The 24,557-nt window shown below is 67.8% G+C and carries 9 protein-coding genes; 6 read left to right on the top strand and 3 right to left on the bottom strand.

From position 1 onward, the window contains the following. The first annotated feature begins 13 nt into the window (after positions 1 to 13). The 5 genes from NS1_RS29905 (at position 14) to NS1_RS29885 (ending at position 6,919) form a co-directional block, all read left to right on the top strand. Positions 14 to 1,438 carry an ATP/GTP-binding protein gene (locus NS1_RS29905; RefSeq protein WP_157125462.1) on the top strand — a complete coding sequence of 475 codons (1,425 nt, stop codon included), beginning with the start codon at positions 14 to 16 and terminating at the stop codon, positions 1,436 to 1,438. After that, positions 1,435 to 3,339 (top strand): type IV secretory system conjugative DNA transfer family protein, encoded by a 1,905-nt coding sequence (locus NS1_RS29900; protein WP_062989875.1) that lies wholly within the window; start codon positions 1,435 to 1,437, stop codon positions 3,337 to 3,339. The genes NS1_RS29905 and NS1_RS29900 overlap by 4 nt, the downstream gene beginning before the upstream one ends. Then, on the top strand, positions 3,336 to 4,049 hold the full coding sequence (locus tag NS1_RS29895; RefSeq protein ID WP_062989872.1) for a hypothetical protein: 714 nt from the start codon (positions 3,336 to 3,338) through the stop codon (positions 4,047 to 4,049). Before NS1_RS29900 ends, NS1_RS29895 begins: the two co-directional genes overlap by 4 nt. 195 nt (positions 4,050 to 4,244) lie before the next feature. Then, positions 4,245 to 5,435 carry a DUF1173 family protein gene (locus NS1_RS29890; RefSeq protein ID WP_062989870.1) on the top strand — a complete coding sequence of 397 codons (1,191 nt, stop codon included), beginning with the start codon at positions 4,245 to 4,247 and terminating at the stop codon, positions 5,433 to 5,435. Positions 5,436 to 5,557: 122 nt separating this feature from the next. Continuing rightward, positions 5,558 to 6,919, top strand: a complete 1,362-nt coding sequence (locus tag NS1_RS29885; protein WP_062989868.1) for a hypothetical protein — start codon at positions 5,558 to 5,560, stop codon at positions 6,917 to 6,919. Between the two features lie 92 nt (positions 6,920 to 7,011). Here the strand turns inward: NS1_RS29885 and NS1_RS42735 are convergent, their stop codons facing one another. Then, positions 7,012 to 11,340, bottom strand: a complete 4,329-nt coding sequence (locus NS1_RS42735) for a helicase-like domain-containing protein (protein ID WP_507762139.1) — start codon at positions 11,338 to 11,340, stop codon at positions 7,012 to 7,014. Positions 11,341 to 15,101: 3,761 nt separating this feature from the next. Further along, a complete protein-coding gene (locus NS1_RS42730; protein ID WP_062989864.1) occupies positions 15,102 to 15,818 on the bottom strand; it encodes a hypothetical protein in 717 nt (238 codons plus the stop codon). A 460-nt stretch (positions 15,819 to 16,278) separates the two neighbouring features. Here NS1_RS42730 and NS1_RS29870 point away from each other — a divergent pair, with 460 nt between their 5' ends. Continuing rightward, entirely contained in the window at positions 16,279 to 17,529 is a 1,251-nt protein-coding gene (locus tag NS1_RS29870) for a hypothetical protein (RefSeq protein ID WP_157125460.1), read from the top strand. A 148-nt stretch (positions 17,530 to 17,677) separates the two neighbouring features. Here NS1_RS29870 and mobF read toward each other — a convergent pair whose 3' ends face one another. Beyond that, positions 17,678 to 24,292, bottom strand: coding sequence for a MobF family relaxase (gene mobF / locus NS1_RS29865; RefSeq protein WP_255284752.1), 6,615 nt, complete (start codon positions 24,290 to 24,292; stop codon positions 17,678 to 17,680). Positions 24,293 to 24,557: the final 265 nt, after the last annotated feature.

Here is a 24,557-nt window from a genome sequence, read left to right as displayed (position 1 = left end):
GAAAACTGTTTCAGTGTCAGAACTTTCGCACTTCGGTACTCCGTTGCGGTTCGACTACGAGACCGATGACGACCTGATCCCGGTCGCTCCACCGCGTCGGTCGCTGCCCCGGCGGCGACGACTTCTGGACCGGCTCGGCTACTACGAGCCCCGCCCCAACGGCTATGCCTCGACCACCCGTCAGGGCGAGGCCCTCAACCTCGCGTTGACCCGCATGCCCTCGGGTCACCGCGGCATCATGCAGGGCATCGACGCGACCAACAACTCGCCGATCATCGTCGATCAGTTCACCGCCTACGGCGAGGACATCTCCAATATCAACGTCGTCCATATCGGCGACGTCGGCAAGGGCAAATCCTCGATGGTCAAGACGGTGTACACGACCCGAACCCTGCCGCTGGGTCGGCAGGTCATCGTGGTGGACAAGAAGCGCCAGTCCGGCGCCGGTGAGTACGCCGTTGTCGCCAACGCTGTCGGATCGCCTTCGATCGAGTTCACTGCTGGCGGGTCGGGCGAGCATCGGCTCAACCTTCTCGATCCGGCGATCTCGTTGCAGGGTGCGCATGAAGGCGCCGAGTACCGGCCCGAAGGCCAAGCCCAGCTGGTCTATGCCGTGCTTGAAGACACCATCGGGCGGCCGCTGCTGGAAACGGAGCGATCAGCGGTGTCCAACGCGCTGCTCCTGGTGACCGAGGAGAAGCGAAGCGTGGAGCAAGAGCCGGTGATCGGTGACCTCGCCGAGCGCATGCTGCACCCGCGCGAAGGAGATACCGATGTGTTCGGCCCGCTCTACAGCGAGGATGCCAAGCAGTGGGGCCGTGACGTAGCCCTGGCCCTTCGGCGGCTGTCGGAAACCGACTTGCGGGGACTCGTCGACGCCCCGACGACCCCGTCCGTGCGTGCTGCACTAGAGCACCCCTTCGTGCACCTGGATCTGTCTCGGCTTCCTGAGTCGGGCCCGTCGGTGCGCGTGGTGATGACGCTGGTCAACACGTGGCTGTCCAACCGTGTCGCTGCTCGCAGCTCCAAATTCGACCAGACCGAGTTCGTCGTCGAAGAAGGCTGGCACCTCGCCGAAGGCAGCACGGGCCTGTACCTGCGGCGGAATATGAAGCTCTCCCGCGGTCTGGGACTTTCGACGGTGTCGGCGTTCCACCACATTTCTGACCTGCCCGTCGACAGCCCGGCGCGGGCATTGATGCAGGAAGCCTCCATCGTCTACCTGTACGGGCAGGAACGTTATGAGGATGCCGCAGCGTGCGCGCGGATGTATCAGCTGCCCGACGGCGCGATCGAAAAGATCATGCAGCTCGGCCCAGGAATGTGCTTGCTCAAGATCGGTTCGCGTGACCCGATCCTGATGCGCCACATCCGCTCCCCGCTCGAACGCCAGCTCACCAACACCGACGCCGCGATCAAGGGCCGGAGGCTCGCATGAGTATCCAACGCAGTACCGCACCCCAGAGCCCGGCCGAAGCACACCCGCTGTTCCCGCCCGGCGTGCTGATGACCGTCGGGGCGATCGTCGTGATCATCGCCGCCCTACTCAGTGGCGCCGCCCTATCCGGCCTGCTCGTCGGCAACGGGCTGGCCGGGCCCGATCGCGCCCTGCCCAATGTGCTAATCCAGTGGCCCGGCCACGCCGGCGACCCCGCCGCAGCCTGGACCCGAGACCCCAGGCCGGGCCCGGCCTGGTTGATCTACACGATCGCCGCGGTATTCATCCTCGCCGCCGGGTTCGCCTGGTGGGTCGTCTCCCAGCGCCTGAACGAGCGCAAACTGCGCTCCGCCGGACACACGCCCGGCCTGGCCACCACCCGCGATGTCGCCGGAATCATCGACGCCGACGGCGCCCGCGCACATGCGGTGAAACTGCGCGCGGCCAACGGCGGAAACACCGATGACGACCCGGCCGAACTGGTGACCCCGCTGGGAGTGAACACCGCAGACGGCCAGGAGATCGCGTTGCGTCCCAACGACTCGCTGCTGGTTCTAGGTGCGTCCGGGCAGGGAAAGACCTGGCGCACCGCAGTTCCCCAGATCCTCTTCGCTCCCGGCCCGGTGGCGGTGACCTCGACGAAAGCCGATGTGCTGCGGGCGACCGTCCTGCCGCGCAAGCGCAAGGGCAAGGTCATGGTGTTCGACCCGGAGAACATCGCCAAGGGCTGGCCGGAGCGTTCCGGCTGGTCACCGATCGCTGGGGCAGACGATCCCGATGCGGCCATCCGTCGCGCTGCGGGGTTGGTGGCCGGGCGGCCGATGAGCAAAGGCGGTGACTCCGACGCCGCGGCGTTCTACGCGACCCGCGCCGAGATCGTCATCCAGTGCTATCTGCACGCCGCGGCACTCGACGGCAGGACGATGTCCGAGGTCCGTCGCTGGTCGACCATCGCGCAGAACAATGAGGTCTTGCGCATCCTGCAGCGCAACCATTCCGACTTCGCCAACGACTTCGTGCAGGCCACGATGTCGGAGGACCCGAAGGTCACCGCCAACACCATGTCGACGGTGACCAACATCCTCAAGCCGCTGTCCTCGCCGAAACTGATGGCCGCGGTCAACGTTTCCGCCGCCGAGAGCCTGGACGTGGCGGCCTACATCCGCGACGCCAACAGCCTCTACATGCTTTCCAGCGGCAAAGGCCAGTCCATGGCCCCATTCGTATCAGCCCTTGCCTCCGAAGTCGCCTACGAGGCACACACACGCTCTGAGCAGTCACCGGCGGGCCGCTTGGACCCGTATATGCGGATGGTGCTCGACGAGGTCGCCAACGTCGCCCCGATTCCTGATCTGCCCGAGATGTTGACCGACTCGGGCGGCCGTGGCATCTCGATCATGGCACTCGCCCACGGCCCCGACCAGCTACGGTCCCGCTTCGGGGCCATCGGCGCCCGCCAGCTGATTGACTCCGCCAGCGGTCAGTTGGTGCTGCCCGGCCTGATGGCCTACGAAACGCTCGATGAAGTCTCCAAGCTCCTGGGCACAATCGAGGTCACGATCCCGACGAAGGTCGGCGCGAACCAGTGGCGCGACGAGCGCATTACCAAACCGGTCATGTCCGCCCAGGAAATCCGCACGATGGGCGAGGGCGAAGCGCTGCTGGTCTTCCGCAACATGCCCGGAGTCAAGCTGCGGCTCAAGGCGTGGTTTGACGGCGACCAACGCCAGTCGGCGCTGGTCGAGCCGTCGCAGGAGTTCTACGACAAGGCCGTGGCCACCGGCGTGGTCCCCGAGATCACCGCACCGGTATTCGATCAGCGCACTGGCGTCGAGGCCCGACCGGTCGAGGCCGGCCCGCTCGAGGTCGTCGACTTCACCAAGGGTTGGGGGAAGAAGTGACCGAGGTCGAGGACCCCACCGTCGCGGTCGGGTGGGCACCGGATCCGGGTCGGATCACCGAGCTGTTCGACTGGCTCGACGAATCGGCCACCCTCGGTCCCTCCGGCAAGCCGGACCTGATCTGGTCCTGGCGGCACATGTCGCGCCAGCGTGCGCTGCAGGCCTGGCTCGACCTGGCCGACTGGGTGGAGTGGTGGCGGTTCCGCTACAACGTCAGCGCGGTCACCGGCTGCTGGTACCGCCATTCGCCTGTGGTCGAACACCTTTGGGCGCTGATGATCGCCCACCGCAACGCCTACCCGCCCGGCACCAAGCCCGACGAGTTCCGCGATGCCCCGATCGCCTGGCACGTCAGCTACATGTGGCCCACGGTGCGCTCGCTCCGGGAGGGCAACTACATGCAGGGCTGCACCCCCGGCGACTGCCGGGCATCCGAGATGTTCCCGGGCCCGCTGTACGAACACCGCGGCGAAGGCGGCCTGGAGGAGTTCCTTGTCGGCGAGATCGCCGGGCGGGCCGACCGGCCCGTCGCATCGGCCGACAACCAGCCGACCATGTCGGTGGCGGACATGCGCCGAGCGATCACCACCGGCAACGCGACACCGGTCAGTTCCGAAGACCCCGACGCGAGCATGTACTACGAGGGCGGGCTCTGGCACTTCGACGAGGAAGCCGACCTGTACCGGCGCGAACCCGACCCAGAGGGTTGAGGTCCCCATGAACCTCCGGATGGTCGCGCCCGGTCCCACGCTCCAGCCCGCCCGGCGGCGTGGAACCCGTTGTAGCGCGTGCCATCCGGCGGAAACGGTGCCCGGGGGGCTGCTAGCCCGCCCGGCCGGCTCCCCGGGCACCCGTATCCATCCCGCTCCCCGCGCGAGGGCGAGCACCCAGCAAGGAGAGTTCCCATGACCGCCACCTACAGCGTGCTCGGCAAACACGCCACCACCACCGACCCCGACTGGCAGACGCGACTGGGCGCCGCGCGCCGCGCGGGTGTGCGGCCCCGGTGCATGTGCACCTCCGCCGGGGCAGAGATGTATGTCGCCACCGTCGGCGGCAACAAGCTCATCCTCAAGCGCATGCCGGGCTCGGGCACCGCCCATGCTCCGTCCTGCGATTCCTGGGAGCCACCGGCCGAGCTGACCGGGCTCGGCCAGGTGCTCGGCGCCGCGATCGAGGACGACGGCGAACAGACCAAGCTCAAGCTGGGATTCGCGCTCTCACTCAACGGCGCCTCCCGAGTTCCCGCCACCAATTCAGAACCCAGCGACTCGGTGGCGGCCGACCCGACCAAGCTGAGCCTGCGCGGCACCCTGCACTATCTGTGGGATCAAAGCGAGTTCGCCCGCTGGGTGCCGCGGATGGAGGGCAAACGGTCCTGGAAGGTCGTGCGCCACTATCTGCTCGAGGCCGCGCGCGGCAAGACCACCAAGGGCGCGCAGTTCGTCGAATCGCTGTATCTGCCCGAACCCTACGATCCCGCCCGCAAGACCGAGCTGGCTGCCCGCCGGGCACGGGCCTTGGGCTCGGTCGCCGACACCGGAACCAAACGCAAGCGGCTGCTGCTGGTGATCGGCGAGGTCGCCTCGATCACCGAAGGCCGTCTCGGGCACCGGATGGTGCTGACCGAGGCACCCGACTACAACTTCCTGCTGCCCGACGACCTGCACGCCCGTCTGGCCCGCCGCTTCGCCGTCGACCTGGAGCTGTGGGCTTCCGACGAACACAGCCGTCTCATCGTGGCCGGAACGGTGCACGTGAACCGTTCGGGTGTCCCGACGTTCCAGGAGTTGACGCTGATGCCGGTCACCCAGAACTGGATCCCGTACGAGTCGGTGACCGAGCACGCCCTGCTCGACCACCTCACCAGCCAGAAGCGCAGCTACGTCAAGGGATTGCGCTACAACCTGGCCAACTCCAAGGCCCTGGCCAGCGCGGTTCTCACCGACACCGAACCCGCCACTGCGCTCTACCTGGCCGACAGCGACACCACCCGTCAAGCCGTCGACGACCTGATCGCCGAATCCGAGCTTCCCGGCTGGATCTGGGATGCCCGCGCCGACCTGCCCGCGCTCCCGGCCCGCCGGGGCTCATGAACACTAGCGCGACCAACCGCGCGATAAGCAACTCAAACCGCGCGCCATGCGCTACATTATTTGTAGCGCATGGCGCGCAGCTTCTTTCAGACCACGTGACAACAATGAAGCGGAGACACAGCATGCAGACGGTGGTGCCGGTGGCGAACGGGTTGTCGACCGATCATCCGATCCCTGACCTGCCCTTCGTCGACGACTCCCACATCCCCACCACCGACGCCCGGGCCATCGAGGCGATCGGCCGCCTTCCCGGCCAGCCGACGTGGGCCCGGTTCGACTGGCCACGCGCCGCCGAGTGGGACAACAGCCCGTGGTGGGCCTTCACCACAGACCCCCGGCGCACCGATCTGGCCTGGTGCGTGCGCTTTCACCCCGGCCTGGGCCGTTCGGTCGTGCTGGTCGACAACGCCGCGGCCGGTCAACTGCACGAGCAGTGGAGCAACGAGCCGCTGCTGTTCCGCGCAGGCGGGTACTGGTGGGACGGCAGCCACTGGTTCCGACCCGCACAGCTGTGGGACGGCGTCGCCGAGCGATTCGTCAACCGAGCCGTGCCCATGGCGACCACCGTCACCGCCGCAGACCTGCTCACCGATCGCCCTATCGACCCCGCCGCCGTCCTCGACATCGCTGATGTCGAGGCCACCGCCGCCCCAGTGCGCCGGTGGGATCACCACCTCGCCGCCTGGGCCGCCGCCCGCCCTGCAGACGCACTCCCGTTCGCGCAATGCGTGGTCAACCTGTCCGCGCCGGAGCTTGCCGGTGACCAGCTCATCGGGGCACCGGAGATCGCCGAGATGATCGGCGCCGAGCCGTCAGCGCTGCGCACCCAGATCGCCCGCGGCCAAGTCGAACTGCCCTCGCCACAGGCGGCGATCGCGGGCCGGAACGTGTGGTCGCGCCCAGTGGCCGACGAATGGGTCGAAGCGATGCAGCGCTCGACCGACGCCACCGCTGCGGCGTTGTCGAACAGCGCCACCGAGATGCCGGTCGGCATCCATGAGCTGTGGGAGAAGTTCGCCGCGTCGTTCTTCGCCCGGCTGTGGCGGCCCGAGCGCCGCAAGCGCTGGGTCCTGCGGGCACGCAACGAAACCGCCGTGCACGAGGTCGCCGACGAACTGGCCACGGTGGTCGCCCTCAAACTCGACGACATCATCCCGGCGCAGGCCTTGGCCGGCACCGTGCGCTCGGCGATCCTGCACCAATTCCTCTCCGACCGCGACGTGGCCGTGGCCAGTGGCTCCGAACGCCGCGACGTCGCGCTGAACTGGAAGGTCGCGACGATGCTGGACTGGCTGATCCGCCATCATCCGATCCTTGCCCGTCACACCGTCGCGACTACGATCGGTGATGCCGAACGGCGCGGGGTGCCCCGTTCCAGCAGCATCGCCGCCTTGCGGGTCGCGCTGTCGATGGACGGCAAACTGTCCGCCGACGACTACGCCACATTCTTCGCCGGGGCCCTTCCCCCGGCGGATGCCGCCTGAGCGTGAGCTCAGGTGAACAAGCCGCGGGCCCGACCAGCTACCGACTGGGCGGGCCCGCGGCCTGTTCCTTCTTCCGTAATCCGGCGCGGGAGTTAGATCGACGGGGCGAGATGCGGTGCGGGCGGCTCCGGCGCGGGGCTGGGGCGCTGATGCTGTTGAGCCTGTTCGTGATGGTGCTCGGGTGCGTGCGGCTGCTCGTGTTCGCTGTGTTGAGCGGCCGCAGCGCGTAGCTCGGCGGCATGCTCGGTGAGCCGGTCCCACTCGCCACCCTGCCCTTCGCCTTCTGGCCGTGGGCCCATCAAACTGGTGTCGGTGTCGGGGATTCCGGCGTTCTCGCGGGCGAGTGCCAGCTGTCCGGCGGTGCTGATCCAGTCTTCGCGGTCAGCTGGCCTGGTCGGCACAGGACCCAGGTGCGCTGTCCAATCCGGGCGGTCCTGCGCTACTTGCTCGCCCCGACGCCGCAGTTCGAGACGTTGTTTGGCGACGTCGACGTCCGGTTCAGGCTCGGTGTGGGCGGGGAAAGAGTTCGGCGCGTGGGCGGGATCCTCAGCAGGCAGCATCGCGACGAGCGCACTGCGAGCGGCCTGCTGCGCGGCGTCGCGGCGCGCCATCACCGAGTTGTCGGTGTTGCCCTGGCCGTCCCAGGCAATCCAATGCCAGTCCTCCCCGGTCCATTCCACGCTGGCACCGGGCTCGCCGTCCTCGCGCAGGCCGCCGTATTGATAGCGCGACCCATCGGATGAGGTCGGCTGCCAAGGGTCGGCTCGTCGCGCCGCTTCCCGCTCTCCGGCGCGGGCCTTCCAGGCGCTGGCGTGGTCGTTCATCCACACCGGAACCAGCTCTTTGAGCGAGTCGCGGGGAATGCCGAGATCGTCGGCACGCCCCTCGGTGGGGTTGAGATCCAATGTCCAGCCTTGGTATTGGCCCATCGACTGGCGACGGTCGAAGTCTGCGGCGCGCTTGTGCAGGGCCGCAGGGGAGTTCTCCTGGGCGCTGATGCGGGCTTTCATCGCCGCCAGGTCGTGCTCGGCCTGCACGAGCTCGTCGCCGCGGGTGAATTCCCGATCGGCTTCGTTGCTCAACGTCTCGATTCGTCGGCGGACTTCCTCGACCAGTTCTGCTGCGGGCTCGCGCTTGGCGATCGCGTCATCGATCATGTTGTGGACTCGTTGCACGATGCCGTGCGCCCGGGCGACGCTCACCCCCCAGTCATCTGCCTTGTCTGCCTCGCTGGCGGCGAGCACACGGGTGAGACCGCCGTCCATGGTCAGCACCAACGCGTGGGTTGTTCGGGTGATGTAGGCGTAGACCGGCACGCCCTCGATCTCGAAGAATTTGAGGGGCTCGGCGTCTGTCTCGGTCGCGGCGGCGCGCCGACGGCGGGAGCTGAGTTCAGACAGTGTGTCCTGCACGCCTTCGGCGATCTTGCTGGTGTCGCGGGCTGGGTAGGTGCGCCCGTTGATGACCAGGACCCGGTCTTCGCGGTCGGCGGCGCGCCACCGGCTGAGGGGCTCGACCATGGCGTCGAGTTCGCGCAGCTCCTGTTCCCGGATGGGCAGGGACTGTTCGAGCTTGAGCACGGTGTGCGCCCGGGAGGCCGCGGCCTGGGCGATCATGGTCTGCTCGGCGCGCAACGCCTTGACCTCGGCTTCTTTCTCGACGGCGGCGATGTAGACCGGGTCGCCGGTGGCCGCGGCCTTGGTCTGGGCCGCCGAGACGGCCATGTCGCCACCGACGTCTTCGATCGTGGTGGGGCAGTCCGCCGAACGCAGGTAGGTGTCGATGTGGGCCTTGCGCTCGATGATCTGCCATGAGGTGCCGTCATAGGACTTCACCGCGACGGGGGAGATGATCTCGACCTCGGACATCCTGTTGCCTTGGCGAATGATTCGGCCTTCGCGCTGGGCCAGATCGGATGCACGGTAGGGCACCGACAGGTGAACCAGACTCTTGGCCAGGCGCTGGACATTCATGCCGACGCCCATCTTCTCGGTGCTACCGATGAGCACCCGGACCCGGCCGGCGCGGCAGTCGGCGAACAGCTGCTGCTTGGCCCGCGCAGACGGGTAATGGTGGATGAAGGCGATCTCCTCTTCCCGCATTCCGCGTGCGACCAGCTCGTCACGCAGCCGGGTGTAGAGGTTCTGGGTGCGTTTGTGATCGGTGGCCTTCGGCGTGCCGCGGTCGCAGAAGACGAGCTGGAAGACACCGGTCGCGTCGGGCCCGGCCTTGTCGGCGGGCGTGAACACCTCGGCATTCTCGCTGTGGATGCGCCACAGGATGTTGGCGGTGATCGCGATCCGGTTGTTGTCGGGATCGGGCTCGGGCAGGTTGGCCAGCGGTGGATAGAGGCTGGCGTTGAGCCCGTCGGAGCCGATCTTGAGCGCGTTGTCGATGTGCATCGTCTTGCCCGTCGTCTGGGCCATGCGCGCGTCGAGGTCGTGCATGAAGTCCCGGACCTGCTGGGACAGCTCGAACTCCACGACCGTGCGTTTGCCATCCTTGAGCGCGGGCAGCTCGGCCGGGATCCGGTCCTGGGTGACGACGTCGCGGAACTGATCGAGCATGGCCAGCAGCTGCGGCATGTTGTTGTACTCGGCCATGCGTGAGACCGGCCGCAGCGACGAGCCGGTGATGTTCATCTCGACGGTCGTGCGCTGCTGAGCGAAAGTTTGCGCCCACGCATCGATATGGGACATCCCTGCCTTGGCCAGCAAGTCCGGGCGCAGGAACCGTTTCATCACCCACAGCTCGCCGAGAGAGTTCGACACCGGGGTACCCGTGGCGAACGACATCGCCCTCGCCGGCGCGAACGGCCGACCCTCGGCGCGGTTGCGCTCCTCGGCGCGCTCGCGCATCAGCAGCGCCTTCATTTCCAGGTCCGACGAGCGCAGCGACCCATCGATGAGGGCGAGGTCTTCGCTGGCGCTCGCCCTGGTGAGGTTCTTGTACAGGTGCGCCTCGTCGATGAAGAGGAAGTCGGCGCCGGACTGCTCGAAGGTCAAGCCGGTGTCGCGGCTCTTGCCCTTGATCAGTTTGCTGTGGCGGGCCTTCTCGCGCTCGATCGCCTTGGCGATCTGCTTGACCGAGTGGGTCTGTTCCCCTCCGGAGAGGAACTTGGCCTCCTCCAGGCGCTCTTCCAGTACCGTGATCTGCTTCTCGATGTAGGTGGCCTGGTACTCGTTGCTGACACCGATCAGCCCGAACACCGACTGCGGCACGATGACCATGTCCCAGTCACCGACAGCGGTCTGGGCGATGAACCGCTGCCGCGCCGGGGGGCCGTCGAGATCGGTGGCCACCAGGATGTTGGCGCTGGGGTAGGCGTCGAGCACTTCCCGGTGCCACTGGTCGACCAGGAAGTTCGGCACCACGATCCAGGGCTGGCGGACCTGGCCGAGTCGGCGCATCTCCATGCACGTCATGGCGATGGTCAGGGTCTTGCCCGCACCGACGCAGTGGTCGAGCAGGATCGTCTCTTCGTGCAGCTGCCGGACAACAGCCTGGGCCTGATAGTCGTAGGGGATGTATTTCGGGTTCAGGCCGGGGAAGGTCTTGTGTTCAGTCGGGTACTGGACCCGGTTGAAGCTGTTGAGCGCTTCGTTGAACCTGCGGGTCAGCCGATCCGCGCGCTCCGGGTCGGCCCAGAGCCACCGGCTGAACGTCTCTTCGAGCTGAACGGCCTTGGCGCGCAGCAGCTCGGTGCGCTCGGGATGGAACCGCGGCTTGGGCGCGGCCATCAGTTCATCGCCGGACTTCGCCGACTGGACCGCCTTGTTGTTGGCGATCATCTCGAACAGCTCGACACCGGAGATGTCGGCCGACTCGAGTCCCCACGCATCGCGGTAGCCGGTATCCGGTGCCGCCCACAGCGGATAGCGCTTGGTCTCGATCTGCCACGATCCGCTGATCGGGGAGAACTCGATGCTGATGTCGTGGGAGCCCAGATCGAATTCGGCCTGGAAGAACTCGCGGTAGGTATCGACGCCGAGCCACTCCGCGCCGGGCCGGATAGAGATCTTGGTCAGATCGACATCGGGAGGAATCGCGTCGGTCAGCGCCGCCACCGACGGGCCGTGCAGCTGCGGATCCTCGGCGGCCGCGAGCTTGGCCTTGGCCAGCTTCTCGCGGACATTGCCGGACAGGAACCGGGGCGCGATCACCCACTCGCCGGGGTGGTCGAGATCGGGGAAGATCTTGCCCGCGGCCTGTTCCAGGGCCTCGGCAACGCTCAGGTCGAGCAGTTCGGCGATCCGCGCGGGTTCGATGCGGCCGCGCTCGTCGAAGCAGATCGCGAGCGCTTCGTCGATGTTGTCGGCGCTCGCGGCCGGCTCGTGGAAGCGGGCGGCGTCCTCGGTGAAGATCGAGGCCTTGCGCGCGACGTGAGTGTCGTCGTCGTAGTGCTCGAGGGCGCGCACCATCGCGATGCGGGGGTCGAGTTTGATCGCGCCCTCAAACTGGGAACGCTTCTTGTAGGGCTTCTGGTCGGGCTCGTAGGACTGTTCGAGCAGTTCCTCGGCGATGTGGTCAGGAAGTGATCCCTCGGCGGGGATCTTGATGACCTTGCCGTCGTCGCCCAGGACCGGCTCGCCGTACTCGTTGATGAGCGGTTCACCGTTGTTCAGGCGCCACTTCTGTTCGAGGCGACCGAATTTGGTGCGGGCCTGTTGCTCGTCGTTGCGTTCGCGGTGAGTGGTCCACTTGTAGCGGTTGAGCGCGCCGTAGGTGGCGACGTAGTCGTCGTACTGGGCGTTGAGCCGGTCACGCAGTGCCTGGCGGTCCTCGTACGTGGACTCGGTGCGACTGGCCTCGCTCAGCGCCATGACGGTGTCGCCCATGTCGAGCATCCGCAGCCACTGCTGGGCACGTGCGCGGCCGTTGCAGTAGGCCGGTTCCCAGCCGTCGCCCACGACGTACTGGTCGAAGCTCTCGGTCGCTTCGTCCCAGCGCAGCGTGCCCGGGATCGCGACGGCCGACAGGGTTTGGCCGCGGTCGAGTCCCGGTGTGACGACGTCGGGCACCGGGGTCGTCGACAGCGCGAGGTCGTTGTCTCGGGCGCGGTCGATGATGCCGCGCAGCGCGTGGCGCAGCTGATCGGCCAGCGGGCGGGTGTCGTCGCCGTGGACGAGCAGGGTCTCCTGCCCGTACATCCCGGAGCCGACCTCGACGGTGCCGAGAATGTGTTCGCGGTGGGTGCCGAAGTAGTCGTTGAGCGTGACCGACTTGCCGTCGATCTGCCACTTGTTGACCTCGATCCAGCGGCTGGTCTCGGGGCTGTAGGCGCGGTCGGGTTCGCGCCGGCGGAACACCAGCACGTCGGTGACGACGTCGGTGGCGGCCTGGCGGGCGAAAGCCTTGCTGGGCAGCCGGACCGCGCCGACGAGATCACCGAGTTCGGCGATCTCACGCCGCGCGGCCTCACGACGGGCATCGGAGGTGAAGGTCGAGGTGATCACCGCGACGTAGCCGCCGGGCTGGGTCAGCGCCAGCGACTTCTTGATGAAGTAGTTGTGGACGCTGAGCCCGTTGGGGTTGAACTTGTCGTCGTAGAGGCTGTAGTCGCCGAACGGGACGTTGCCGATGGCGGCGTCGTAGCGGGCGGTGGGGGAGAAGTCGCGCTCGAATCCGTGGTTGCGGACCTCGCGGCTCGGGTAGAGGTAGTGCGCGATGCGCGCGGTCGTCGGATCGACCTCGACGCCGACGGCGTTGACCCAGCCGGGGGCGTGTCCCAGGAAATGGCCTGCGCCGCAGCCTGGTTCGAGAACGTTGGCGTCTTCGGGGAGGCCAGCCTCGACCAGGGCGTCCCACATCACCGCCACGACGGCCGGGTCGGTGTAGTGGGCGTTGGCGGTGCTCTGGCGTGCGGCACGGTATTCGCGATCACCGAGAAGGGTGCGCAGTTGTTCGCGCTGGGGCTCGTGCTCGGTCTTGGCGGTGTCGAACACCTGCCACGCGCCGCCCCACCCGCTGAATTGGGCGAGGACGGCCTGCTCGTCGGCGGTGGCGTACCGGCCCGCCTCGTCGAGCCGGGTGAGCAGCCGGATCGCCTCGATGTTGGCGGCGATCCGGTCAGCGGGGGAGGTCGGGACGAGAACCTGTGTGCCGAGGACGAAGTCGGTGGCTTCGCCGCGGCGCACGGTCTCGACCGACGCCGGGGGCTCCTCGTCGACCTGGGCGGTTTCGTCCGGCTCGGTATCGTTGTCGACCGCGTGCTCGTCGACCGCGTGCTCGTCGACGGGGTGCTCGTCGACCTCGACGGACCGTGCGACCGCGGCGTCGTCCGGTTCCGGCGTGGACTCGGTGGCGGGCGCGGGCGGCACCAGGGTGGCCGCGTCGATGTAGACGCGGCTCCCGTCGGGGCGTTCGGCTTCGACCAGTGCGGTGCTGCCCCACCTCGACAGGGGCACACCGGTTTCGTCCTGCGGCACCTGCGGCAGCGCGCCGTCGCGGCTGGGTTCCTCGCTGGCGGCGGCCGCCGCGGGGATGCCCTCGACGGGCGGCTCGCCGACCTCGACCGCTGGCGGGTCTGCCTCCGGGGTTTCCTCGACCGTGGTGGCGTCGGGAGCGTCCCCGTCGAGGAGTGTGGGTTCAGCGGTGGGCTCGGGGCCCGGATCGGTGACGACCACCCCGGCGTCGGGATCGGTGTCGTGCACTGCGTCTGTCGGGTGGTCGACAGCGCTCGCAGTGACTGGCGCGTCGACCTCACCTAAAGGGTCTGGCGCGACACTCCGTAGTCGTTCGGTCAGCAGGAAGCTGAACAGGTGCTCGTCGTAGCGCAGCTCGGCAATCGCGGCGGCCACCAGGTCGCCGGTGACCGCGATCTGATCGAGCTTGCCGACCAGCAGGTTCTCGAACTCCCGGCCCGGTCCGATCTGGTCGGGATCGTGGGCGCGCACCGCGGCCCGCACGTCGGGATCGGCCAGCAGGGTGTCGACGATGTCGTTGCAGGCCGGCTCACAGTGCGCGGTGCGGGCACTGTTGTAGCCCAGGGTGAACTGGTCGGTGATCGTCTCGACGATCGGGCTGTCGGCGCGCAGTTCCGCCAGGGCCGCGACCATCTGCGGGTGGCTGCTGGGGTCGGCGTCGAGCAGGACCGTGGCCGGGTCGAACGCCGCACGGCCCAGCGCATGCCAGTCAACGGTGGTCGCGGTGGTCGCGACATCGATGGCGTCTTGCACCGTGCTCTGGCGCGCGAGTTCGGACTCGGCGCCGATCGCGGCGTCGAAGATCGTGGCCTGTACACCCGCGGCGGGCAGACCAGTCGCCGCGTGCTCGGCCGCGATTCGTTCGCCGAGTTCCTGCGCGGCTTGCCGGGCCGGGTCTGGCGTGTGCTGGCTGTGCCAGACCGCCTCGGTGGCTTGCTGAGCGAGTTGGCTCAGCGTGGCGGGATCGGCGAGCAGTTCCCGCGCGGCTCTGCGCTGGGCCGGGCTCTCGCTGTTCTCGATCACATCGCCCAGCGCGAGCGTGGTCAGTTCGCAGACCTGGGGGTATGCCGCCCCGTGGTAGAGCGCGAACACGCTGACCGCGGCAACCTTGCGGATGGCGTCGTGGCCGGCGATGGTGTCGAGAACCCGGGTGCGAACCGCTTCGGTGGCGGCTGCAGATTCGGCGGCAGCGGTCTCTGCGGCGGCCGCGGCGGGGGTCGGCGCCGGGTCTTGGTCGGCGCGCGGGGCGTCCGTGCTCGCGATGCCCTGGGCCGGGGGATCCGGCTCGGGGGAGCGCAGGGCGGGCTGTTTGCCGGTCAGCGCGGTCTTGATCGCGCGGGTGGCCTCACCGGTGGTGAGCGTGTCGTCGACCGCAGTGGCGGAGATGCCGCGCCGCGACAGCATCTCGGTCAGGAATTCGAGCTGCTGTCCGCTTGCGGGGGCCGGGGCGGTGATCTTGCGCCCTGCGCGCAGCGCCGCCTTGTAGTTGATGGTGGCGGGGTCGACACCGGCTTCACGCAGACGGGTGTCGACGTCGCCGACGACGGCTTGAGCTTCGCGATATTCGGTGAGCAGGCGCTCACGGCGGGCTTCGAGCTTGGAGACCGACTGGCGTAATCGGGCGGTGAGCTTGCGATCTTCGGGATCGGCCGCCGCCAGCCGGGAACGAGCGTCATCGAGCGAGCGGCGGGTCGCCAGGCCCCGTTCCCGGATGCCGTCGAAATCGCGGCGCCGCTGCGCCCAGGTGTAGACGAGGTCTAAGACGTCGCGCTGTTGCGCCGCAGCGCTTCGTCGATCATCAGTTCCAGCTCCTCGCGCAGCGGGTCCGCGCTGGTCGACGGCGTCGGGAGATTGTCGTCGAGACGCTGCTGGATCAGCGCCAGCGCCAGCTCCTGGAACTCCATGCTTCCCCCGTACCCCCACACCCGGTTCACGATCGTGGTCGCCAGCTCGCTGGGGTCGACCATTCCCCGCTGCCACCGGTCCGGATCCCGAGCGTCCTTGAGCACCTTCGCCCGACGCAGGGCGCTCTCGGCCAGATGCTGCATCTCGGCCGCGCCCTGCTGGGCGACCTCGGAGCTCACCTGCGGGTAGAGCTCGGTCTCGAGGATCTTGCTGCGCGCCGAGGTCCACGCCGTCTCGGTCAGGGCCACGGTCGTCTGGTAGTCGGGGTCCTGACCGGGGTGCTCCTGGCGCCACTGCTCCACCAGGTACCCGTGAGCCGAGTCGCCCACGGTCTCCTCGATCATCTCCGTCAACCGGGCCGCTTCCTGGTCGATCAGGGCTTCGCGCTCCGCCGGCGGCATCTGCGGGTCCATCCCCACCCACTCCCGCCAGATCCGGGAGACTTCGGCCCTCACCCACGGGTCGATCGGGTTGTCCTGCGGACTGGTCATCGTCGGGTCCTTCCAGTTCGAATAGCCCGAACTGCGCGTCGTCGGCGGCACCAGGACGTCGACGCGGTCCACGTCCACCAGGCGTCCCCTGCGGGTTCTTGGTCGGCTCAGACATATTGTCCTCCCCTCGCACGGCTCGCCTCGACGCCCGCGCATGTTGTCGTCGCTATCGTTTGCCATGGCCGGGACTCCTCTCTCCTTTTGTTCCGGCTACCAGGCCCTGGCGGGTCTCACCACCCGCCAGGGCCCCGGGCACCATCTGGGCACCCTTCGTTACACGATCACTTTTGATCGTATATCTAGCGATCATATTTGATCGCGTCGGATTGCGGGAGGGTAGCGGTCTGTGTTTCCCTTGACGGTGGAGCCGTGAACGCGGCCCCGCTTCCGCATGCAGGTCGACCAGCTTCACGCCCCAGCACCACATCAGGCACCGCCTGACCCGAGTCGTGTAGTTTCCCCACGCAGACCTGCGGACGGAACTTCAAGGCCCACACGCGGAAGAACGTCCCAGCAAGTCAGGGAGGGAACCCACAGCGTGTCCGAATCAGCGTGCGCCGCACAGCAATCAGCCTTGGACAAAGCCCTACGACTGTTCGATGCCGCACAGCAGGCCGCCGAGGAAGTGTTCACGACCGCGGCCACGCTGCCACCGGGCCCGGACGCGATGCCCGCACTGAGCCGCCCGTTCCAGACGTGGAGAGGCGCAATTGGTGAGGCGTGCAGCGCCGTTCGCGAATTCTGTGATGCGTGCGGGCCCGACGGACCCGACCCGGAACTGCTCGGGGGCGCGACACCGCCGTTCGAGCTGTGGCACGTCGGGGTGGACACACTCACCGCATCGTTCCCGCAACGCCTGGCCGACTACGACAAGGCGGGCACGGCCATGCTCGCCGGGCTCGCGACACCGCAGGACGAGACCGACCCCGCACGACCGGTGATCGCGGCGCTGGCGCGGTTGAGCAACTATCTCACCGACCGACAGCAGGACCTCGTCATGTCCGGGATCGGCGAAGTCTTCGACGAGTTGCAGCGCAGCCGCGGTGGGTCGGTGACCACGCGGTCGACCATCACCCCCGGTGGCGGCAAACGCACCGAGATGACGCTGTCGTTCACCGACCCGGCCGCAGATGAATCCGACGCCGGCGAGGACGAGCCGGTCGCGCGGGGATGGTGGTCGCGAATCACACGCCGGGTCGCAGACATTCGGGCGTTCAATCAGCAGTTCCGGCCGTTCCGAAACTTCTCCTTCGAGCTGCGTGCCCGCGAGCACAAGCACCTGCACGACGCGCTCGAATTCAGCACCTACGAATGGATAGGCCACGTCCGGGGCAACCCGATCCTGCGGTCTCCTTGGTTCGCCAGCTATTTCATCGTCACGATGCTCACCGGGCTCGGCCACCGTGCCCAGCACTGCACCGCCGAGATCAGCACGCGGGTATCTCGGGCGGATGGCTCAGAGCCCCTGACGGTCAGCTGGATTCATGACGATGCCGAACAGCCGCCCGCGTTGATCTGGCTGCCCGATGCCGCCGAGATCATCGATCTCTTCGGCGGCTCTCCTACGCTGGAAATCGGGCTGCGCCCCGAGCTGATCACCGAGGTCACCACCACGGCCCCGGGCACGTCCTTCGGCTATTCGCGTGACAATGAGCAGATCACGTACACGATCGTCGAGAGCTACGAGCGCAGCGAATTCGCCATCGAGCTGTGCAGGCAGATGGACCACCACATCGAATCCCTGTTGATCCAACGGCGATTCCACCGGGTCCGCGCCCGTCCTGAGTAGGCGCCCGCATCGAAAACTCGTTGCCCGCCTGCCCGCCGGCCTGATAGCGTTATCCGCATTCGCCCCGGGGCGCCTCTGATGTACAGCTTGCTGTACATCACGCCACCCGGGGCATTGCTATTTCTGCGGCTCACCGCCATGACGCCGGTCAAATGTCGATGCCGCGGTCTCGATCGGGGGCGTCGGGGGTGATCGGCCGGGGCCGGTTCGCTTCGCGGTCGCGGCGCTCACGCTCGATCCGGCCGCGATCGGGCGCGGCTTCGGCCGTGCGTCGGCGCTGCTGATCGACCTGGGTGGTGAGTTCGTCCCAGACCAGGGCGTGATTCGGGTCGTCCGGCCGCGGGCCCAGTGCGCTGGTGTGCTCGGTGATCGCGTGCTGCTCGCGCCAGGCTGCGACCTGCCCGGCCAGATCCACCCAGCTCGCCTGTGCGGCCGCGCCACGTGGGATCGGGCCGAGATGGGCGGTCCAGTCCGGCTGATCGTCGGCGGCCGCGTCGCCCAATGACATGGTCCGGGCGGTGATCGCCGCGTACTGATCGCGCGCGGCCGCAGCCGCCGGAGCAGTGTCCTCGGGCAGCGGGGGAGCGGGCAGCCATCTCGGGGCGTGCCGATCACGGTTGTCCGGCGCCGGCTGGCCGTGCTGTGCCAGCGTCTGCAAGTACGCCGAGGCCGCCTCGTTCAACGGTGTCTCAGCGGTCACGATCGGTTCGGCGAGCGCCGGGTCGACCGGTGTTCGCGTGCGGGTCGCGACCGGTGAGGCTCCGGTCGTGGGCTCGTCGACGGGCGCGGACTGTTCCGGCTCGTCGGGGCGCTGGTCGCCGCGGCGGCGGGCCTGGTAGGCGGCACCGGCAGTGTCGGCGGCCGCGCGCAGGCGTTCGGCATCCGCGCGGGCGGTGGTGGCGGCGTGCTCGGCTGCCACGAGCTTGGCCCGGGCGTCGAGCGCGGCGGAGTCGGCGGCGGTGGCTCGGTACTCGTCGAGCATGGCCATCAAGGCGGCCCGCTGCGGGGAGTTCTCATCGAGGCTGTCGATCTGGGCGACCAGCGCGGTGACGAACGGTTCTTCGCCGGCCCAGGGATCGCTGGCCTCCTGGCGCTGCACCAGGCGCTGCAGATCTCCTTCGAGGCCTTGTGCGGTGCTCTCGGCTCGTCCGGCGTCGAGCGCGGCGGAGCGCGCGGCGATCGCCCAGGGCATGAGTTGATCTGCCTGGGTGCGGATCATCGCCGCGATCGGTTCGTCGCCGATCGGTGGCGGAGTCAGACCGTTGTCGACGGCTGCGACCAGATCGCCGATGCTGCGCCGCGCCGCCCGGACTGCGGTGTCGAGCATCGCGGCATCGGGCCGGCCGGTGGCCACCGGCCCGCGTGCCGGAGCGGTGCGTCCGAGCACGCCGACCAGTGCGGCGTCGACCTGCTCACCAGTGGGTTGGAATTCGGTGTCGATGTCGACTGCGGCCTGGCCGCGACTGATCCCCAGATCGTTGACCCGATCCTCGATCGCGGCGCTGCGCGCCCGCATCAGCTGAGCAGCCAGTCGGCTCTCCTGCGCGCGGGCCGCGGCCAGGTCCGCCAGGGCCAGGGTGTCGGCGTAGTTGCGCAGGTACTCGATGTCGCGTGCGTCGATCACCTCGTGCTGGTCGCCGGTGCCGCTCGTGCTGGTGTTCTGTGCTGCGCGGGCCAATGCGGCTTCCGCAGTTTCCAAGTCGGTGTGGACCTGCTCGGCCCATGCCCGGGTGGATTCGGCGTGTTCGCGCGCGGCGTCACGCCGCGCTGCCGCGGTCGCGTCGAGGGCAGTGCGGTACTCGTCGAGCTTGGCGCCGAGCTGCGCGCGCACCGTCGGGTCGGTCGTGGAGTCGACGATGTCCTGCATCCACGCCAGATCTGCGCGGCCGCTTCCGTCTTCGTCGGTGTCGAGAACGTCACGCAGCTGTTCTTCGGCATCGACGGCGGCCCTGTCAGCGTCCTGCCACATCTCCCGCGCCTCGCGCGCATCGATGAGCAGTGTGGACAGGGCGTCGCGGCGGATTCGCGCCAGTTCGAGGATCGGTTCGATCGCCAGGGCGTGCGGGCTTTCGCCGGACATGATCGTGGCTGCCAGCAGCTCGGCCTGTGCACGAGCGGCAGCAAGTTCGGTGCGAAGTCGGGTGACCCGCTCACCGGCATCGAGTTCCGGGTAAGGCAGATCGGTAGTCGTCGCCGCGGCAAAGGCATCCCATTCATCGAAGCCGGGCTCGTTGTCGTCGTCGGCGTAGTCGTGTCGGACCGCGCGGGTCCGCCAGTCCGGAGCGTCCTCGGGCAGGTCGAGCAGACGGCGACGCAGTTCGTCGGCGTGGTCGGCGACGGCGGTATCCATGCCGGGGTGCTCGGGCGGGATCGGTCGCAGTCCGCGCGGCAAGCCCAGGTCGGTCAGTGCCCGGAACTTGCCGGATGGCGGCACGATTGACAGCACATCGGCACCGAGGTTGGTCGCCGCAGCCGAGGCAGTGAGCGCGGCGACACCGACGCCCGGCTCCAGCGCCATCGTCGCGGTCGCGGGCATGTCGACGGCCGTGGTGACCAGGTTCGTGCGGATCCACGCATCGGCGCGGAAACGCAGCAGCCCGGCCGCGTCGCGCGCGGCCAGAATGCTCTCGCCGTCGTCGCGGCCGCCGTTGCTGGTGATATCGGCGACCATCGCCTCGCTGTCGAGGCGGTAGGCGTCGGCGAGACCGATCGTGTCGAGCAGATCGCTGTGCCCGCGCGACCGCTCCACCGTCTGCGAGATCGCCATGGGCAGCGCGCGGTCGAGCAGGTAGCGGGCGCGGTCGCGGGAGAGGTCACGGACGTAGGCTTCGTAGTCGCGGCGAATCTTCGCCCGGCGAAGTTCGGGATCGACGGTTTGGTCGTAGTTCTCGATCTCCTCCGCGCGCTGCGACGGTGTCGCGGCCGGCGGCTCGTCGACGCCGCCGACGAGCCTGGCACGCAGCTGCTGAGCGAAGTCGGCCAGTTCGGCATCCATGCCCGCATGGCGCGGAGGGACGGGTGGCACGCCGACGAATTCGGCGTCGCGCACGGCGTAGAACCGTGCGCCTCGCTCGCTGGTCGCCATCACTTCCGCGCCAGTGTTGGTGGCGAGGATGTTGTCGAAAAGCGCGTCGTGGTCGGTGAGTGGGGTCGCGGCAAGGGAGTCGACATCGGCGGTCACCGTGCATGTCGTCGGGTTGAGATGGTCGCGGATCCACGCATCGGCGCGAGCACGCAACACCGCGGTGAGATCGCGGGCTTCGGCCAGGGATTCACCGAGATCGCGATCGTCGTTGGTGGCGATGCTGGTCACCAACGCCTCGGTGTCGAGCCGGTGGTGATCGGCCACCGCGATCGTGTCGATCAGCGATTGCAGGTGTGCGCTGGCGCTCACTTCGCGCCAGTACACAGTCGGCAATGCCCGGTCCAGGAGGTAGTGGGCGCGTTCGGCAGCCAGCATGCCGGTCGCTTCGTCGTAAATGAGACGGGCGCGCTTGGGGTCGCTCATCCGCTTCTGCTCGGCACGCAGCATCTCTGTAGCGGTCAGGTTGTCGTCTTCGCGGGCCATGACTCGCAACCACAGATCGCGCTGGGTCGGTTCCTCGTCCTCGTCGAACGGCTGAATCTCGACACCCGGGTCGGGCAGCGTATCGGTGGCCAGAAACAGCCCATTCCACCGCCGCCCTCGGGTCAAACCGACATAGGCCAGCGCACGGCCGAGGGACTTGTTCATCAACAAGTACGCCCGGTCGACGGTCATGCCCTGCGCACGGTGGACGGTCGTCGCGTAGCCGAGTTCGACGTTGTCCTTCACGTAGTCGGCGGGCAAGTTGACCTTGCCCTTGTGGCCGACGCCGATGGCGGTGAGAGAGCCGTCCTTGTGGACCTTGGTGATCTTCCACAAGTTCCCGTTGTCGACGGAGCTGCCATTGCGGATGCCACCGGTGACCCGCAAATGGTTGGTGTTCTTGCGGGTGACGATGGTGTCGCCGACGTGGCCGCGGTGCCCGTCGGACAGCTCATGCGATCGGCCCTTCACGGAGACCTCGCCTGCCAATCCGAGCGCAGCTTGAGCCGAGCCGTTGAGCGAGGCGACGTCGGCGATGGTGGCCGCCATCATGAGGCTGCGAGATCCGGCGGTGCGGTCGGCCAGGTACTCGGCCAGGATCTGGCCGCGCAGATCGTCGGTCATGCCGGAGGTGATGCGGCCCTGCCCGGTGTACCAGTCGAACGCCGCGAGCGGGTCGCCGTTGCGGACATGCAGGCTGGCTTCGTCCTCGCCCTCGGTCGTGAAGCGAACAACCGTGCTCAGCACGGGCGCTTTCGTTTCCTTCGCGATCAGGCGCATCAGGCCGCCTGACTCGACAGCGCTGAGCTGGTAAGGGTCACCGACTGCGCGTACGACGGCACCGAACTTGGTGGCGATCTGCTGGAGTTCGAGCAGCTGGGCGGTGCTGGCCATCGCCGCTTCGTCGACCAGGATCATGGTGCCGGGCCTGATGGTGGCACTGGGATTGTTCCGCATTCGGTACAACAGGCTGTCGATAGTCGCGGCGGGCGCGCCGATGTCTGCGGCCAAGACTTCGGCGGCGGATTTCTGCGGTGACAGCGCGATCACCTCTAGCCCGGCCTTCGTCCAGGCACGCACGACCGCTTCCATCGAAGTGGTTTTGCCCGCGCCGGCGGGCCCGACGGCGACGTCATGTTGCATGCCCGACATGCACAGATGACGCACAATGTTGCGCTGTCCGGCGTTGAGTTGGAAGTCCTGGCCGTGTTTTGCCTGGCCCGCGAGTTCGATCTCGGCGATCGCCTCATCCACGGCAGCGCGGGTGAGAATGTAGGCAGTCGGAGTCCGTGCGGCCTCACGAACGTAGTCCTCGGCGTCGAGAACGGCCTGTGAGGTGTAGAGCGCGGTCGTCATGTGCAGGGTGTTGTACATCGCTTCGCCGTTGCGGCGCTGCAACTTCTTCGGCGGCTCGTCCGGGTCGATCGTCATCAGGATCGAATGCGAGTCGCGGACCTTCCTTACGACCTCCTCGGTGGCGTTGAGTAGCCCGTCATCGCTGTCGAAATCGCACAGCTGGACGCGCTCGAACGCTGCGGCGCGGATGTGTGCTTCGTTCCACGTCGCCCGCCGACGGGAGACCTTCTCCAGCACCTCCCGCGCGACAACATCCCGGTCGTAGACCCGATCCTTGGCCGCCTTCTGTGCTCGGGCGATGTCATCGAGGGCATTGTTCTCAGCGCGTGGATCGAGCAGCTGAGCGATCTTCCACCATGCGTCGTCTCGCCGTCGCGGCGACGGCCAAACGAACTTCGCCAGCTCGGCATCGATGGCCCTGCTGCGCACGATCGGGTCGGACGAGACGGTCGCGAGCTTGCCGCCCAGCGCGACACCGACGGATACGGCGGCACGCTCCGGGTCGAATGGACGTGACGCCGGGTCCTTGTGCCAGCGCAAGATCTGGGCCGCGAACTGGGCGCCGCTAAGACCACCCAGCAAGGTCTGGGCCCGTTCGTTCCACTCGGTGATCATCTCGCGCAGAGACTTCGGCACCGGCTTGGCATCGCGGGTGTCGAGAGTGGCTTGCTGGGCGAGCTTGTGCTGAATTCGCTTGGAAGGATCGCGACCGTGCCGCTGCCGATAGTCGGCAGCCAATTCCTCGGTCCGTCGAATGATGTCGGGACGCCGGGAAAACTTGTCGCGCAGGGCGCGCGGGACATCGGCGATCTCCATCACCGGTTCCTTGCCACGCCCGCGGTCCTCGGCGACGAACTCGAAGCCGATTCGCCGCTTCGCGAGGTCCATCGACACGGCGTTGTACATGCAGCTCATCGACGTCGCACCACCAAAGAAGGCGCGGGCATCCAGTGAAGTCCACTTCTTCTTCGGGCGGCCCTTCTCATCGAGAACGGGTTCGCCGCGCGCGTCGAGCATGTCGGCCGAGACTTTGGTGCTGATGACGCAGTGGGTGTGCGGATTCGGGTCGCCGGTGCGGTTGTCGTAGTGCTCGAACGTGGCGATCGTCAGTCCGTCGGCGTCGATCTGGAACTGGCCGCCCTTGCCGCGGCGGGCCAGGGCGAAGTGTTCTTCGGCCCAGCCGAGCGTGATTCGCACAGAATCGATGTGGATCTGGTAGAGCTCGCGGCGAAGATCGTCGTCCGCCAACCCCCACAGAACGCTCCAGCTCTTGGGCGGGGTGAACACGCAGTCGAAGCCGGCCACCGCGCGCTGCGACTGCTTCTTCTCCATCGCGAGCGCGTTATTGATCTCTTCGGTGGTGGGCTTGCGCCCCAGCGAAGTGCGCAGGAACTCGCGTGCAGCATCAGTTCGCAGAACCATCCGCACGTCGTGACCCGGTCGGGCCTGGTTCTTCTCGATCCACTCGTCCAGGCGGCGATCGTAGATCTCGCTGATCGCTGTCTTCTTCGAGGTGAACTCGGAGTACATCGCGCCAAGCTTCGCGCGACGAACGGCCTCCTCTGCGCTCGCCCCTTCGTCCAGCGCTGTCGCAATTATGCGGTCTGCATCGGGGTGAAGCCCTTCACCGAAGAGTGCCTGCATCTGCCGCTCGGTGACTTCGCCGGACATTTCGAGCGCGGCTGCACCTTTGCCGAACCACTGTCCGGGTGGGGTTCCGTGTTCGGTGTAGTAGTCGGTCAGGTCTCGGGCACGGTCGCGCTCGCGATCAGCTGACGCTACTTGACGTGTCAAGTATTCGTAGCCGTCGCCCGCATGAAGCGGGTGCGGACCGGACATCATGGCCCAAGAATAGCGCGATCCGCGCCCCTCAGAAATCGGACGCCCCTGGAATCTCACAGAGGTGCAGGAGGTGTGTCCCGAATGCTTGGTCGCGCGGCTGGTGGCCGCAGCGGCCAAGCACGGGGTGGGTGGGAGGGCCAGAGGCCAAGCGTGGGTGTGGAGATGCAGGGCGCTCGGGAGTGTGCTGTCTCGGGGAGGTGGCGTGTGCCGAGGGGGATGGGTGGTGTCGCCGGGTGCGCAAGCCCGGCAACCGCTAGGACGG

Source organism: Nocardia salmonicida NBRC 13393, assembly GCF_001613085.1.
GTDB classification, from domain to species: Bacteria; Actinomycetota; Actinomycetes; order Mycobacteriales; family Mycobacteriaceae; genus Nocardia; species Nocardia salmonicida.
Note: the sequence above shows the minus strand (reverse complement) of the source record. Positions and strands in the feature narration are given on the sequence as shown.

Bases quoted from the DNA above. Each gene is read 5' to 3' on its own strand.
- NS1_RS29900 (WP_062989875.1), top strand. From the start codon at position 1,435: ATGAGTATCCAACGCAGTACCGCACCCCAGAGCCCGGCCGAAGCACAC.
- NS1_RS29890 (WP_062989870.1), top strand. From the start codon at position 4,245: ATGACCGCCACCTACAGCGTGCTCGGCAAACACGCCACCACCACCGAC.
- NS1_RS29885 (WP_062989868.1), top strand. From the start codon at position 5,558: ATGCAGACGGTGGTGCCGGTGGCGAACGGGTTGTCGACCGATCATCCG.
- NS1_RS42735 (WP_507762139.1), bottom strand. From the start codon at position 11,340: ATGGTGCGCGCCCTCGAGCACTACGACGACGACACTCACGTCGCGCGC.
- mobF (WP_255284752.1), bottom strand. From the start codon at position 24,292: ATGTCCGGTCCGCACCCGCTTCATGCGGGCGACGGCTACGAATACTTG.